Here is a 14,809-nt window from a genome sequence, read left to right as displayed (position 1 = left end):
TGAAGTAGGAGGAGTACTAAATGTCTTGGTACAATGATCTGAATATCAGCAAAAAATTAATTCTCGGCTTCGTTCTCGTCAGCCTGATCACCGGGTTTGTGGGACTCTTTGGTATCTATAATCTACGCCATATTACTGCGGAGGACAAAGTACTTTACGAAAAATTCACGGTGCCTGTTGGGGAACTGGTGGATATGACGGAACAGTACTGGATTGTCCGGGTGGAGTTCAGAAATATGCTGTTGGAGAAAGATCCGAGCAAGCGAGGCGCATCGGCAGCGAAGATAAAGGAAGCCATGCAGAAACTGAAGGGTTTACTGCAGAACGTCGAACAAACCACTTATACTGATGAGGGCCGCAGGATAATTACTGCGTTTCGGGCTGCTATCGGTGAATATGAAGCTTATCTCGACAAGTTGATCGCTCTAGCTCAGGCGAACCAATTGGATGCGGCAACGCAGCTTATGGAAGCTGACGGACCTAGGATTAATAAAGCGATGGATGAAGGCTTGAGTGGACTTCAGACCCTCAAGATTACACTAGCCAAGCAAAAGGCCGAAGCCAACCAGGAAACCGCTGATAAGGACACAATCGCTGTTGCTGTAATTATAGCGATCGCGATTGCTCTGGCGATATTCCTGGGACTGATGATATCGCGTATTATCAGCAGGCCGATTGGCAAGTTAGTCGAGGCGGCGGATAAGCTTGCCGTAGGCGATGTGAATGTTACTGTTACTGCCACATCAAAAGACGAAATAGGAACTCTGATGCACTCTTTTGCCAGAATGATCGAAAGCATTCACGAGCAGGCGCTTGTCGCCGAGAAGATCGCTGCTGGCGATATGACCGCTCAGGTAAAAATAAAATCGGAGAATGATCTGTTAGGAAAAAACTTACATAAATGCATTAATAATATTAATCAGATGGTTACAGATGTCAATATGCTGGCTTCGGCAGCCGTGGAGGGCCAACTGGCAACCCGGGCCGACGCCGCAAAACATGGCGGTGAGTTCCGAAAAATAGTCGAGGGGATTAATTCTACTCTAGACGCTATTGTTAGGCCGCTCCAGGAAACCACGGAAGTTTTGAAGGAAATGTCAGTTGGCAATCTCCATGTCGCCGTTAAGGGCGATTATAAAGGAGATTATACCATTATCAAGGATGCTCTCAACGGCACTATCGACTCTCTTCTGGGCTATATAAGTGAAATATCGCAGGTGCTGAGCGAAATGGCCAGGGGCAATATGAATGTCGATATTACCAGAGATTATCGGGGCGATTTTGTCGAAATCAAAAATGCGCTCAACCAAATTATCATCTCCCTAAATGAAATTCTGGGAAATATTAATGAAGCCTCGGAACAAGTGGCTTCGGGAGCCCAACAGATTGCTGAATCCGGCGAGGTTTTATCGCAAGGGTCTACTGAGCAAGCTAGCTCGATCGAAGAAATCACGGTTTCCATGGAGCAAGTTGCCGCCCAAACGAAAGAAAATGCGATGAACGCTAGTGAGGCCAACGAACTGGCTACCGCCGCTAAGGATAATGCAGTTCAAGGAAATCGGCAAATGCAAGAAATGGTTCACGCCATGGCCGAGATCAATGAATCTTCCGCCAGTATTTCTAAAATCATCAAAGTAATTGAAGAGATTGCTTTCCAGACCAATATACTGGCGCTCAACGCTGCTGTTGAAGCCGCTAGGGCCGGTCAGCACGGCAAAGGCTTCGCCGTGGTGGCGGAGGAAGTTCGGAATCTGGCTGCTCGCAGCGCCAATGCCGCGAAGGAAACGACCGCAATGATCGAAGGCTCGATCAAAAAAGTCGATATCGGAACAACGATTGCCAATGAAACGGCTGAAGCCCTCAATGGCATCGTGGATGGGGTGGCAAAAGCGGCCACTCTGGTTGGCGAGATTGCGGCAGCTTCAAACGAACAGGCTACGGCGATTGCTCAGATCAATCAGGCGATCACCCAAGTTTCCCAAGTGGTGCAGACCAATTCAGCCACGGCAGAGGAAAGCGCCTCGGCCAGCGAAGAACTGGCAAGCCAGGCTGATCTGCTGAAAAAGAATATAGCTAAGTTCACTTTAAAGCAGTCTTTCGCGAGATTTTCAGATATGGGAAATTTGAATCCAGATATGTTGCGGACGATTGAAACGATGATGAGGAATAAAAAAGAAAGTCACAGGCAAGGGGAACGGATCGATAAATACGAGCCTGCGCTGGCAGCAAAGGGGAAAATCGTCCTTGACGACAGCGAATTCGGTAAGTACTAGTAGGTGGGGTCAGAACAATGAGGCTAACGTTGAAGGGAGACGAATAACGAATGAATTGGTTTCAGAATCTCAAAATCGCTAAAAAGCTGATTGTCGCTTTTCTCGGCGTAGCTCTAGTGGCTGGCGTCGTCGGGGCGGTCGGCATAAATAACCTTTATAGACTAGCTGAGGAAGATACCAGTCTGTTCGAGAATTATACTGTGCCGATCGAGCAAATCGGGAGTATGTCCGATGCCTATCAAAGAAGCCGCATCAATATAAGGGATCTAGTGTTAGATAGGGACCCCGCCCACCAGGCGGAAAACGTAAAGAAAACGGCCGAACGCATCGCCGAAATGAAGGGGGCGACAGCCAGGCTGGCCAATGCCATGAGCAGCGAGGAAGACAGGAAACTTTACAAAACAATAGCAACTGCTGTTCCCGAATACGAGGCATATAGTAAGAGACTCACTAGTTTGATTCAGGCGGGTCAGTACGAGCAGGTCAGTCAGCTGATGGCGACTGAGGGGATCCGCTATGCCGATACTTTCCGGGACTCGCTCGGTAAAATTACCGAGCTGAAAATTCAGCAAGCCCAGCAAAAAGCGGCTAAAAATAAGCAAGACGCTAACGCAGCTATCACCATAATGATTGCTTTCGTTATCGCTGGTATTACCTTGGCGATGGTGCTCGGTATCTACATAGCCCGGGCGATTTCTCGGCCAGTGAACAAGCTGCTTCAGGTAGCCGATAAGATTGCCGAGGGGGATTTGAACGTCGAGGTGGAGGTCAAGACCAAGGATGAAATCGGTGAATTGTCCCAGGCTTTCAATGTGATGGCCAACAATGTAAACAAGACGATGTTTAATATTAATTCGGCTGCGGAGCAAGTGGCGGCAGGCGCTCAGCAGATTGCCGCCTCGGGCGAGGCGCTCTCGCAGGGATCGACCGAGCAGGCCAGTTCTATTGAAGAAATTACGGCATCGATGGAGCAGGTGGCGGTTCAGACGAAAGAGAACGCCATGAATGCTAGTCAGGCCAATGAATTGGCCACTGTCGCCAAAGACAACGCGATCCAGGGGAATCATCAAATGAAGGAAATGGTCCAAGCCATGGCTGAGATCAACGAATCCTCGACTAATATTAACAAGATCATCAAAGTTATCGACGAGATTGCTTTCCAGACGAATATCCTGGCCCTCAATGCTGCTGTGGAAGCAGCTCGGGCGGGACAGCACGGCAAAGGATTCGCGGTGGTCGCCGAGGAGGTTCGCAATCTCGCCGCCCGCAGCGCCAATGCCGCCAAGGAAACAACAGCCATGATTGAAGGCTCCATTAAAAAGGTAGATGCCGGTACAAAAATTGCCAATGAAACGGCAGAAGCTTTGAATGGTATCGTAGACGGGGTAGCGAAAGCCGCCACCCTGGTCAGTGATATCGCCGCCGCATCCAATGAACAGGCTACAGCCATATCCCAGGTAAATCAGGCGATCGCCCAAGTTTCTCAAGTGGTGCAGACCAACTCGGCTACAGCAGAGGAAAGCGCATCTGCCAGTGAGGAACTGGCCGGTCAGGCTGAGATGATGAAAGACAATGTCGCTAAATTTAAACTCAAGTCCACAGGCTTTAATTCACTAGGGGATGATGGCTTGAACCCTGACGTATTGCGGGCGCTAGAGGACATGATGGATAAAAAGCGGCAAAAACAGTCTAAGTCTGAACCTACGCTGGCTCAGACAAAAGCCAGAATCGTTTTGGATGACAACGAGTTTGGTAAGTATTAACAAACAGGTGCTGGAGTGTGTTGATGCGTTAAAACGCTTGGGAGGGGAAAAGTCATGACTGAAGAATTTGCAGCAGAGCTGGAAGCAGAAGATACCCAGAAAGACAAATATCTTACTTTTTCCTTGGGCGCTGAGGCCTATGGCATCGAGATTCAGTATGTCACAGAGATTGTCGGCATGCAGACCATCACTGGACTTCCTGATCTGCCGGATTATGCCAAGGGGATCATCAACCTCAGGGGGAACATCATCCCGGTTATCGACATGCGATTGCGGTTTAAAAAATCTTCTGTCGAAATTAATGACCGAACCTGCGTGATTATAGTGGATATCAAAGGAATTGCCGTAGGCTTGCTTGTCGACACGGTGGCCGAGGTCCTAAATATCGCTGAAACGGATATTGTACCGCCACCGCAACTGAACAATGGCTATCAGCAGCGGTTCATCAAGGCCATCGGCAAGGTGGGCGATGCCGCCAAACTGATTCTTGATTGTGACCGTATTCTGACAGCTGATGAGGTAAACAACCTAAGTGAATTGAACGATAAATAGGGGAGGGCGATGAAAATGCAATGGTTTTACGACAAGAAAATTGGGACAAAACTTATTATCGCTTTCGTTGTTGTTGCCGTTATGGCTGGCATTGTTGGGGCGGTTGGCGTAATCAATCTTTATAAACTGGCTGAAGAAGATACGAGTCTTTTTGAAAATTATACGGTGCCGCTTGAGGAAATAGCGAATGTAAAAGAGGCTTATCAAAGAAGCCGCGTGAATATAAGGGATTTGGTACTGGATAGAGAACCTAGCCATCAGTCGGATAATATAAAAAAGGCGGAGGAGCGCATCGCTGAGATGAAGGGGGAGACAGCCAAGGTGGCCAGAACCCTAGTCAGTGATGAAGGTGGTCGACTACACAAGACGATTGAGACCGCCATTCCCGGATATGAAGCGTATACTAAAAAGCTGTTTGGAATCATTCAGAATGGCCAATATGACCAAGCCAATCAATTGATGGCGACTGAGGGCGCCCGGTATGCCGATCTTTTTCGGGACACACTTGATAAGCTGACGGATAGCAAAGTCGAGTTGGCCAAAGAAAAAGCAGCAAAGAATAGGCAAGATGCTAATAGGACGATCACCATTATGATTATTGTTGTCCTTGCTGCAATGCTGGCGGGTATCGGTCTAGGTATATTCATTGCCCGGATCATTAGTAATCCGGTGAAGAACCTTATGGCAGCAGCGAATAAACTGGCGCTTGGCGATGTCAACGTTAGCGTGACTGCTACTAGCAAAGATGAGATCGGAGCTTTGGTGCAGTCTTTTGAAAAAATGGTCGAAAGCATTCGGGAGCAGGCGCTGGCCGTGGAACGGATCGCCGCTGGCGATCTTACGGTAGATGTCAAGGTGAGGTCGGAACAAGACCTTCTGGGCCAGAAGCTTAGCGAGATGGTCGAAAAAACGAATGAAGTGCTCAATACAATCCAGACGGCATCCGAACAGGTAGCCGCAGGTTCCCAGCAAATTGCCGCTTCTGGTGAGGCGCTGTCTCAAGGTTCTACCGAGCAGGCTAGTTCCATCGAAGAGATTACTGCCTCCATGGAGCAGGTGGCCGCCCAGACAAGGGAGAATGCTATTAATGCTAACCAGGCCAATGAACTGGCTACTGCAGCCAAGGACAAGGCCCAAGAAGGCAATGATCAGATGCGAGAGATGGTTCAAGCCATGGTCGAGATCAATGACTCTTCTGCTAATATTTCCAAAATCATCAAAGTGATTGACGAGATCGCCTTTCAAACAAATATTCTTGCTCTCAACGCAGCAGTGGAGGCCGCTCGGGCTGGACAGCATGGCAAAGGTTTTGCCGTTGTGGCCGAAGAAGTAAGGAACCTTGCCGCCCGTAGCGCTAACGCGGCCAAGGAAACCACCGCGATGATTGAGGGATCCATCAAAAAAGTCGAGGCAGGCAGCAAAATTGCTGATCATACTGCAGAAGCGCTGGATTCCATTGTTGATGGCATCACAAAAGCGGCTGTCCTTGTCGGTGACATTGCCGCCGCATCTAATGAGCAGGCTACAGCTATTTCGCAGGTGAATCAAGCCATCAACCAGGTATCTCAGGTTGTACAGACCAATTCTTCCACAGCGGAGGAAAGCGCTTCAGCCAGCGAGGAATTGTCCGGCCAGGCCGAAGTACTAAGAGAAAATGTGCGTAAATTCAAGCTCAAGCGAACCCATCGCCTAGTAAGCGGCGGCGAAGGTATGAGTGACGAGGTTTTACGGGCGATTGAAATGGTGATGGAAAAGACGAGAGCAAATCAGGCCAAGACCGAAAATGGGAACGGAATACGAGGGTTAACCCTGGCTCAGGCTAATGGGAAAATTGTGCTGGATGACAGCGAATTCGGAAAGTACTAGGTGGCGGATGACTGATGGAACAAATAACTACACAGGAATTTAATGATCTTGTCCAATTTATTAAGAAAAATTACGGCATTAATCTGTCACAAAAGCGGACCCTGGTAGTGGGCCGATTGCACAATTATATCACCCAGAGCGGTTTTGACAGCTTTTCTGAGTACTTTCAGCATGTGGTCCGTGATTCGACTGGTAAGATGGGGATCACCCTTGTCAACAAACTGACAACTAACCATACTTATTTCTTGCGGGAACCAAAACACTTTGAGTTTTTGGAGCAAACAGTACTTCCTCATTTCGCCAAGACGGAGGGGCAAACCAAAGACCTCCGTCTGTGGAGTGCAGGTTGTTCAACAGGAGAAGAACCATATACTCTTGCGATGGTTATTGACACCTACTTTGGCGCTGAAAAGTGGCGTTGGGACACGAAAATTTTGGCTACCGACATATCAACCGCCGTCTTGGAAAAAGCTGGTCAGGGGGTATATCCCAGAAGTCAGATGGATACTCTGTCAGGCAACTGGCAGAAGAAATATTTTCGTAATATAGATGATGAGTCATGTGTTATCAATGAGAAGATCCGGCAGGAAGTAATATTCCGCCGGTTCAATCTTATGAATGAAGTATTTCCCTTCAAAAAGAAGTTTCATATCATTTTTTGTCGCAATGTTATGATTTATTTTGACGCTAAGACAAGACGGGATCTTATCAATCGGTTTTACGAGCATACGGAACCAGGAGGATATTTGTTTATTGGCCATTCCGAATCCGTCAACCGCCAGGAGAGCAAGTACGAATTTATAGCCCCTGCCGTCTACAGAAAGGAATAAAATATGAGCACTGCTAAAAGACGGATCAGGGTGCTAGTGGTTGATGATTCCATTGTATTTCGGGAAACTTTGGCCAGGAAAATAGCCTCCGATCCATTTATTGAAGTCGTGGCGACCGCGTCCGACCCCTATATGGCTAGAGATAAAATACTTGAGTTTCAGCCTGATGTGATGACACTGGATGTTGAGATGCCAAGGATGAATGGTATTGAATTCTTGCGTAAGCTCATACCGCAGTATCCTATTCCGGTGGTTGTTGTCAGTGCGACCAGCGAGAATATCTTTGATGCACTTAATGCGGGGGCTGTGGATTTTGTTACGAAGCCGGATACAAAGTCATTTAATCAGGAAGTATTCGTTCGTGAGTTGATTATTAAGATCAAGATTGCATCGACCGCTAAGGTCGAACAGCCGAAAAGGGAACTCGGTGGCGATCTGCCTGTCTCCGGCGGTGTTGAGCGGGGCGGCCGCGAAAGAATCATCGCTATCGGCGCATCTACAGGCGGTACGGAGGCAATCTATGAAGTTTTGCGGGCTTTGCCGCGGGAAGTGCCTGGCATTGTTATAGTTCAACACATGCCGCCTGTTTTTACTGCCATGTATGCTAAGCGACTGAACGGATCCTGCTGCATCGAAGTAAAAGAAGCGCAAACAGGCGATGCTGTCGTGCCAGGAAGAGCGTTGTTGGCGCCAGGCGGCTATCATATGCGTCTTGACCGCAAGGGCGGCAAATATGTTGTGGAAGTTTTTAAGGGCGATAATGTAAATGGACATTGCCCGTCAGTAGATGTTCTGTTCAATTCGGTGGCGGACAAAGCCGGATCGGCGGGACTTGGCGTTATTTTGACTGGTATGGGTTACGATGGGGCCAAGGGATTATTAAAAATGAAGCAAGCAGGTGCGATTACCTTCGGACAGGATCAACAATCTTGCATTGTTTATGGAATGCCTAAAGTTGCCTATGAGATAGGAGCTGTGGAGAGACAAGCGCCGCTAGCCAATATTCCGCGGCTTATTTGCTCAGCAATTAATAGACGGTAAAAGAGGCGACGAAGGCTTAAAGCTTTAGTGCAGGTGATGATGATGGATAAACGATTGATGGCTCAGTTATTGACTTCCATCGGAGATGGAGTCATCGCCGTCGACTCGGCGGAGAAAATCATATTTATGAATGAGGCTGCCGAGCGGATTACTGGTTGGGAAAGCGCCAAAGCGCATGGGCAGCCCTTCGATGTTGTATTCAATTTATATCATGCCCAAACCAAGAAGCGACTGGCTAGTCCTGTCGCCGAGGTTCGGCAAAGCGGCCTTGCCACCGGTCTTCACGATCAGACCGTTCTGATTACCAAGGATGGGGCGATGAAATACTTGTCGGCAAGTTGTGCGCCTATCGGTCCTCAAGGCAAGTATTTTTCTGGCGTGGTGGTCGTTTTCCGCGATATCTCCCGCTACAAGGTGATGGAGAAAACAATCGAGAATGAAAAAAACAATCTACGGACAATACTCAATTCCGCTCCAGTGGGAATGTATATTGTTGATGAGTCTAGAGCGATAAGGCAGATCAATGGCGCTGCCCTTAAACTTCTGGGCAGGAATCTTGGCGAGGTTATCGGACGTACTTTCGGCGACGCCTTTTGCTGCAGAAATAGTCTGGAGAAGGAAAAAGGTTGCGGCTATAGCGACTCATGCCAGTACTGCGAATTTCAGCGGGCTGTGTCGCTGGCTTTTGAAGGTTTGGCAGTATCCGGCATTGAGTGCAGCAAAACAATTGTGCATAATGGTAGAGAGGTGCTGTTCTGGTTTCGAGCTAGTGCATCTCCGATCGTTGTTGATGGGAAACCCATGGTAATGGTTGCTCTTGTTGATATTACCGACCAAAAACAGAAGGAAAGTTCCATCATCAAAACCAGGGATTATTACCTGCGTATTTTCGAAAGCTTCCCAACAATTATCTGGAGAATCAATATAACAGGTGAAATGGAATCCATCAACGAAACATGGCAGACTTTGACCGGTCAGACTATTAGTCAAGCGGCAGGGCATGGTTGGCTAGAGCGGGTTCATCCTGAAGATCGAAGAAAATGCTTTGATCCAAATTACAGCAGAATTAATGAGAAAGGCTTGTTTGAAGGCGAGATTCGAGTATTGGACTTGAGCGGGCAATATCGCTGGCTGTATTGTGTTCATAAGTTGTACTCCAATATGACCGGTATTGCCGAAGGGTATATCGGTATGGGGATTGACATTACCGACAGGAAAATCGCTGAAGAACAGCTCAAGGGAGCCAGGGATAAAGCCGAGGCGGTCAATAAGGCCAAAAGCGAGTTTCTCGCCAATATGAGCCATGAAATCAGGACTCCCATCAATGGAATTATGGGTATGATTGATTTAACACTCTTGACGGGGCTAAACACCGAGCAGAAGGAGAATCTGGCGACAGCCAAGTCTTGCGCCCGATCCTTATTAGGCATTATTAACGATATTCTTGATTTCTCCAAAATGGAGGCAGGAAAACTTTTGTTGCAGAGCCATAATTTCAAGCTGAGAACGCTGTTGGATGAGGTGATCAAAGCCCACTCGCATCGAGCTAAGAGAAAGGGGCTTGACCTGGACTACACTTTTTCGACCGCTATTCCAGAGATCTTGAGCGGCGATTCTAACAGGCTGCGCCAAGTACTAAACAATTTGATCGACAATGCGATAAAATTCACTGAACATGGCGGAGTAGCTCTGGCCATTAAAGCCAGCGAGACGGGAAAGGGCTCAGTCGAAATCGTTTTTGTCGTCAGGGATACGGGTATTGGGATTGCGCCGCATGAGATGGACAAGTTGTTTAAGACTTTCAGCCAGGTGGATGGATCTACTACTAGACGCTACGGCGGAACCGGATTGGGTCTGGTTATTTCCAAGCAACTCGTTGAAATGATGGGTGGGAAGATGTGGGTAGAGAGTGAGAAAGACCTGGGAAGTACTTTTTACTTCACAATTCCGTTTCAGGTTGGCAGGGAGTTACCGGACAGCCAACAGAAAAAAAGAAATGTGGTCAAAGCCGAATCGCCAATGAATTTGTTGTTGGTCGAGGATGATCCCCTCAACAGGATTGTGATTCAAAGACAGTTAATAACGGCAGGCCACGCCGTTGATTTAGCTGAAAATGGCTCGGTGGCGCTAGAACTTTGGCGAAAGAAAAAATACGATGCCATTCTGATGGATATTCAAATGCCTGAAATGGATGGAATAGAGGCGACGAAAAAGATAAGGGAAGCCGAGGCTGATACAAAAGCGCATATACCCATCCTGGCTCTTACCGCCCATGCGCTTGTCGGAGATAGGGAAAGGTTTCTGGCGGCAGGAATGGACGAATATATGGCGAAACCGGTGCAAATGGAGGATCTGTCAGAAATGCTAGAATCGTTTTCACCGCGTAAACAAAGTTACCGGCTGGCTACTAGCGGCAGCGTTCAACTTAATGAAAGTGGTGATATCGTCATCGCCCCTAGCACCACAAACTCTCTCACAGCAGACCTTCCTGTTCTGGTCGATATTGAGTCTTTAGCAGCCAGCATTGCCGACGAAGTCCCCTCCGACATGGAACTGATTGAAGGAATTGCCCATAAGATTAAGGGCTTGGCAAACAAAATTGGTTCCGATGAAATGAAAAGTGTCGCTTTTAAGGCGGAGCTGGCCGCGAGACGGGGAAATCAGGAAGAAGCGTTGGAACATATCTGCCACATCAGGAGGATGAGTGAAGCCTTTCAGAAAAACGGGTTTATTTCATAGAAGGAGGCGGGGAAAATGAGAATATTGATAGCTGAAGATGACATGATCAGCAGAAAGTTTCTTTTTAAATTCATGTCTCAATATGGGGAATGTGATTTGACCGTAGACGGGCTGGAGGCTGTCGACGCATTTCTGATGGCGCTGAAAGAAAACAAGTGTTATGATTTAATCTGTCTGGACATCATGATGCCTAAGGTAGACGGGGTAAAGGTACTGAAAACCATCAGAGACCTGGAAAATGAAAATGGCATTGCTCCGGAAAATAGAGCCAAGGTGATTATGACAACGGCTCTGGGAGAGACATCCTATGTTCAGCAGGCTTTCGACATTGGCTGTGAGGCTTATGCGTCGAAGCCTATCGATGTCGAAAAACTGGTAAAAGTTATGGAAAAACTGGGGCTGATTGGTCAGCCCACTTGAGTAGAAGGTTATGCTGTGTCAATTTTGTTATAAGCAGCGACAGCCGTTCTGAGTTTGTTTAATTGGTATTTCAGGGGGATAATTATGCTTCGTTTGACAGTGGATCAGCTTCAACCCGGGATGGTGACTGCCCGAAATATTTTCAGCGCGAACGGAAAGCTCTTGCTGGCGCAGAATATTATACTGGACGGACCGATGATTTCCAGGTTGGAGACCATGGGTATCGATTCGGTTTTCGTCAATCATCCATTCTTGGAGATTGAGCCGCAAGAGATCATTAACGAGGCGACTCGGATAGAGACCATCAAATTGACTCACCGAGCCTTTGAACATTTTGAAAAAAAGCAAACTCTCAATTTGATGGGGATACACCAGGTGATGCGTAAGGTCATTGAAGATGTCCTGGAAAATCGCTATGCTCTGGTACATCTTACTGATATCCGGATTCACGGCGATTACACTTTTGGCCATGCTATCAATGTTTGTCTGCTCTCGGTAATGATGGGGGTAAAGATGCAACTTGGCCAGCAGGAACTGTATGAACTGGCTATGGGGGCGATTTTGCATGATCTGGGGATGATGCTGGTTCCGGCCGACATTCGGGACAAAGACGGCCCGCTTTCGTCTGATGAACAGAAAATAGTGAAGGGGCATACGGAAGACGGGTTCAATATTCTTCGCAAGGTAGGTCCGATTCCGCTGGTATCAGCCCATGTGGCCTATCAGCACCATGAAAGCGCCGATGGCTCGGGGTATCCACGAGGACTGTCAGGAGAAAGCATTCATCTGTACGCAAGAATTGCTGCAGTTGCCGATCTTTACGACGCCATTACTTCCGACAGGCCTTATCGCAAAGCGTTTCCGCAGCATGAAGCCTATGAAATCATGCAAGCTTCCCGCGGTTCCAGGCTTGATGCCCAGTTGGTTAGTTTTTTCTTGGAAAGCGTGGCGCTCTATCCGATGGGAGCTACTGTTCTCCTGGATACCGGCGAAATCGGCGTGGTTGTGGAAGTTTTCCCGAAATTACAGGCGCGACCACGGGTGAAGGTTATCGCTGATAAGGCCGGTCGTCCGTGGACCGGCCCGGAAAAAGTTGTTGACCTCACTAAAGATCTGATTAGGTCGATTGTCAAGGTATTATCGCCGGAAGAAATTTTTCAAGCGCGCAACATGGGAAAGCTGTCTTGAAATAGGAATACCTCGTATCTATTGGATGATGTTTTAACCAATGATACGAGGTATTTTACTTGTGGTATGAGAAGTTGGATACTTAATTAATGAGTAGCTGCTTCTAAACCTTGTTTTTTGATGATTGGTAGGGCGTCAGAAGAAGTAAGGAATTCAATCAGTTTATTTCCTTCAACGGATTGTTGTGATACAGCAGCGATCCCTGCCGAAAATATCGTGACTTTTTGAATGTCATCAGGAATGGTTCCTACAAAGTCAATACCAGGAATGGGGAGTATTTCGCTTACTTGCTGAAAGCCAATTTCAAATTCTCCGGCAGCAACGCGTGAGGCAACACGATCCTTTACAACCATTTTGGTCTTATCTTTGATTTCGTTCCATATACCAAGACGTGGAAAGAGTTCCTTGGAAAGATATGTACCGCTTGCGCTTGCTGAGTAGCCTATTGATTTTGCATTCCGTAAGGTTTGTATAAAAGCTTCGGTAGTGCTGATATCCGGTTTAGGCGCACCTGCCGGAACACACATTCCTATTTTTGAAAGAACAAGATCTACATGGCTTCCTGAGACAACAAGTCCTTCTTCGGTTAACTTATCAAGCTCCGTACCTGCCATGATTATGACATCCGCTTTCTCTCCACGCTGAAGTCGAGCGGGAATCGCTGTTGGCGAGGATCCCATCGAAGAACCTGATATTAAGATAACTTTTTTGCCGGTCTTTTTTTCATAAATGGGGGCAAGCTCCTGTAGCGTGGAATAAAATCCACCGGAACACATAACTGTAACTTCCTTTTCGTTGCTTTTTACTGCGAGGTGGTCAGCGGTTTGAGCAAAAGCTGTCCCGCCCAGAGAAGATACCACTACTAGCATAAATGACAAGACCTTAATTAGCTTTAACTTCATAGAAAATCCTCCTTATAATTTGTATAGTTTTGTTTCAGTAACCAGAATATATAGATTACTCAGATTTTATCTTACAACTATTGCAAATTAATATGAAATATATTTTTTATATGGACGTCCATATAATTATTTGATATAGAGGGGGTTATGTTAGGGGAGACTCTTAGCGGTGCGTGGAAATTTGTTTTTATCCTGTCATTAGATAGCAGGTAAAGACAGGAAAGATGATTCGGACAGGTATACTATATTATACATGGAGGAGTTCTATGGATTGGCTTAATGCAATGAACAAGGCGATAGAATATCTGGAAGAGAATATTACGGAAAAGCTTGATATTGCAAAGGTAGCGAAGATTGCATTATCGTCCCCGTTTCACTTTCAGCGGATGTACCATATGATGACTGGAATTACAATAGCAGAATACGTCCGAAGAAGAAGACTGACACTTGCTGCGCAGGATATTATATCTGGTGAGAAAATTATTAATGTGGCTTATAAATACGGATATGAAACACCGGAAGCATTTACAAAAGCTTTCGGAAAAATGCATGGGATGACTCCTTCTGCTGCACGGGAACCGGGGCGAAATCTTAAGGCATATCCTAAACTCTCATTCCATATTTCAATAAAAGGAGATAAAGATATGGAGTATAAAATTGTTGATAAGGAAAGCTTTACGGTAGTAGGTAAACAAAAAAAGATAACGATGGTTGATGGAGAAAATTTTAAACAGGTACCGCAATTTTGGGGTGAATGTATGAATGATGGAACCTACGATTGGATTTGCAATAAAGCCGGGAAACTTGGTATCTTAGGTGTGTGTAAGGATTTTGAAGAAGATAAGTTTAACTATATGATAGCCGTTGAGGGCGTGAACGAAGAACTGCCTCAGGGCTATATTTCAGCTAAGATACCAGCAGCAACGTGGGCAGTATTTGAATCAGTTGGAGCATTACCTGATGCGATACAGGAGCTGACTCGACGGATATTTACAGAGTGGCTGCCAGCGACTGGGTATCAGTATGCTTGTGCCCCCGAGATTGAGGTTTATCCTAAAGGCGATACAACTTCTCCCGAGTATCGGTGTGAGATTTGGGTTCCTATCAAAAAGTGAAAGTTATAGAAGTGAAAATAAGAGCAAGAAGTGTTTTTTGAATTTGAGAATACTTCTTGCTCATTTGCGATTTGAACTTGTTTTTATAACATTACAATACTGTTTTCTGGAAGGCGTATG

The 14,809-nt window shown here is 46.7% G+C and carries 11 protein-coding genes; 10 read left to right on the top strand and 1 reads right to left on the bottom strand.

The genetic code is table 11. The features are described from left to right. Positions 1-20 precede the first annotated feature (20 nt). From AC0MXB_RS10810 to AC0MXB_RS10770, 9 genes are all read left to right on the top strand, one after another. Positions 21-2,273 carry a HAMP domain-containing methyl-accepting chemotaxis protein gene (locus tag AC0MXB_RS10810; protein WP_474039686.1) on the top strand — a complete coding sequence of 751 codons (2,253 nt, stop codon included), beginning with the start codon at positions 21-23 and terminating at the stop codon, positions 2,271-2,273. A 50-nt stretch (positions 2,274-2,323) separates the two neighbouring features. Then, on the top strand, positions 2,324-4,036 hold the full coding sequence (locus tag AC0MXB_RS10805; protein WP_474039685.1) for a methyl-accepting chemotaxis protein: 1,713 nt from the start codon (positions 2,324-2,326) through the stop codon (positions 4,034-4,036). Between the two features lie 54 nt (positions 4,037-4,090). Then, complete coding sequence (locus AC0MXB_RS10800) at positions 4,091-4,588, top strand: chemotaxis protein CheW (RefSeq protein WP_474039684.1); 498 nt, start codon at positions 4,091-4,093, stop codon at positions 4,586-4,588. A gap of 15 nt (positions 4,589-4,603) precedes the next feature. Beyond that, positions 4,604-6,454: a methyl-accepting chemotaxis protein gene (locus AC0MXB_RS10795; protein WP_474039683.1), complete on the top strand. Its 1,851-nt coding sequence runs from the start codon at positions 4,604-4,606 to the stop codon at positions 6,452-6,454. 14 nt (positions 6,455-6,468) lie between these two features. Continuing rightward, positions 6,469-7,284, top strand: coding sequence for a CheR family methyltransferase (locus AC0MXB_RS10790; RefSeq protein WP_474039682.1), 816 nt, complete (start codon positions 6,469-6,471; stop codon positions 7,282-7,284). 3 nt (positions 7,285-7,287) lie between these two features. Then, positions 7,288-8,325, top strand: a complete 1,038-nt coding sequence (locus AC0MXB_RS10785; RefSeq protein ID WP_474039680.1) for a protein-glutamate methylesterase/protein-glutamine glutaminase — start codon at positions 7,288-7,290, stop codon at positions 8,323-8,325. A 42-nt stretch (positions 8,326-8,367) separates the two neighbouring features. Then, entirely contained in the window at positions 8,368-11,064 is a 2,697-nt protein-coding gene (locus AC0MXB_RS10780) for a PAS domain S-box protein (protein ID WP_474039679.1), read from the top strand. A gap of 15 nt (positions 11,065-11,079) precedes the next feature. Beyond that, a complete protein-coding gene (locus AC0MXB_RS10775) occupies positions 11,080-11,484 on the top strand; it encodes a response regulator (RefSeq protein WP_474039678.1) in 405 nt (134 codons plus the stop codon). An 84-nt stretch (positions 11,485-11,568) separates the two neighbouring features. Beyond that, positions 11,569-12,672, top strand: coding sequence for an HD-GYP domain-containing protein (locus AC0MXB_RS10770; RefSeq protein WP_474039677.1), 1,104 nt, complete (start codon positions 11,569-11,571; stop codon positions 12,670-12,672). A gap of 86 nt (positions 12,673-12,758) precedes the next feature. Here AC0MXB_RS10770 and AC0MXB_RS10765 read toward each other — a convergent pair whose 3' ends face one another. Then, positions 12,759-13,574, bottom strand: a complete 816-nt coding sequence (locus tag AC0MXB_RS10765) for a substrate-binding domain-containing protein (protein WP_474039676.1) — start codon at positions 13,572-13,574, stop codon at positions 12,759-12,761. A 266-nt stretch (positions 13,575-13,840) separates the two neighbouring features. On the opposite strand from AC0MXB_RS10765, the gene AC0MXB_RS10760 reads away from it, so the two are divergent. Beyond that, the gene (locus AC0MXB_RS10760) at positions 13,841-14,689 is read left to right on the top strand and encodes an AraC family transcriptional regulator (protein WP_474039675.1); all 849 of its coding nucleotides are present in this window, start codon (positions 13,841-13,843) and stop codon (positions 14,687-14,689) included. The last annotated feature ends 120 nt before the right edge of the window (positions 14,690-14,809 follow it).

Source organism: Pelorhabdus sp. sgz311001, from assembly GCF_055901755.1.
The sequence above is the reverse complement of the archived record's forward strand: the minus strand, read 5'-3'. Positions and strand labels throughout refer to the sequence as shown.

Excerpts from the sequence above, each read along its gene's own strand:
- AC0MXB_RS10775 (WP_474039678.1), top strand. The coding sequence starts at position 11,080 with ATGAGAATATTGATAGCTGAAGATGACATGATCAGCAGAAAGTTTCTT.
- AC0MXB_RS10800 (WP_474039684.1), top strand. The coding sequence starts at position 4,091 with ATGACTGAAGAATTTGCAGCAGAGCTGGAAGCAGAAGATACCCAGAAA.
- AC0MXB_RS10770 (WP_474039677.1), top strand. The coding sequence starts at position 11,569 with ATGCTTCGTTTGACAGTGGATCAGCTTCAACCCGGGATGGTGACTGCC.
- AC0MXB_RS10785 (WP_474039680.1), top strand. The coding sequence starts at position 7,288 with ATGAGCACTGCTAAAAGACGGATCAGGGTGCTAGTGGTTGATGATTCC.
- AC0MXB_RS10760 (WP_474039675.1), top strand. The coding sequence starts at position 13,841 with ATGGATTGGCTTAATGCAATGAACAAGGCGATAGAATATCTGGAAGAG.
- AC0MXB_RS10795 (WP_474039683.1), top strand. The coding sequence starts at position 4,604 with ATGCAATGGTTTTACGACAAGAAAATTGGGACAAAACTTATTATCGCT.
- AC0MXB_RS10810 (WP_474039686.1), top strand. The coding sequence starts at position 21 with ATGTCTTGGTACAATGATCTGAATATCAGCAAAAAATTAATTCTCGGC.
- AC0MXB_RS10790 (WP_474039682.1), top strand. The coding sequence starts at position 6,469 with ATGGAACAAATAACTACACAGGAATTTAATGATCTTGTCCAATTTATT.
- AC0MXB_RS10765 (WP_474039676.1), bottom strand. The coding sequence starts at position 13,574 with ATGAAGTTAAAGCTAATTAAGGTCTTGTCATTTATGCTAGTAGTGGTA.
- AC0MXB_RS10780 (WP_474039679.1), top strand. The coding sequence starts at position 8,368 with ATGGATAAACGATTGATGGCTCAGTTATTGACTTCCATCGGAGATGGA.
- AC0MXB_RS10805 (WP_474039685.1), top strand. The coding sequence starts at position 2,324 with ATGAATTGGTTTCAGAATCTCAAAATCGCTAAAAAGCTGATTGTCGCT.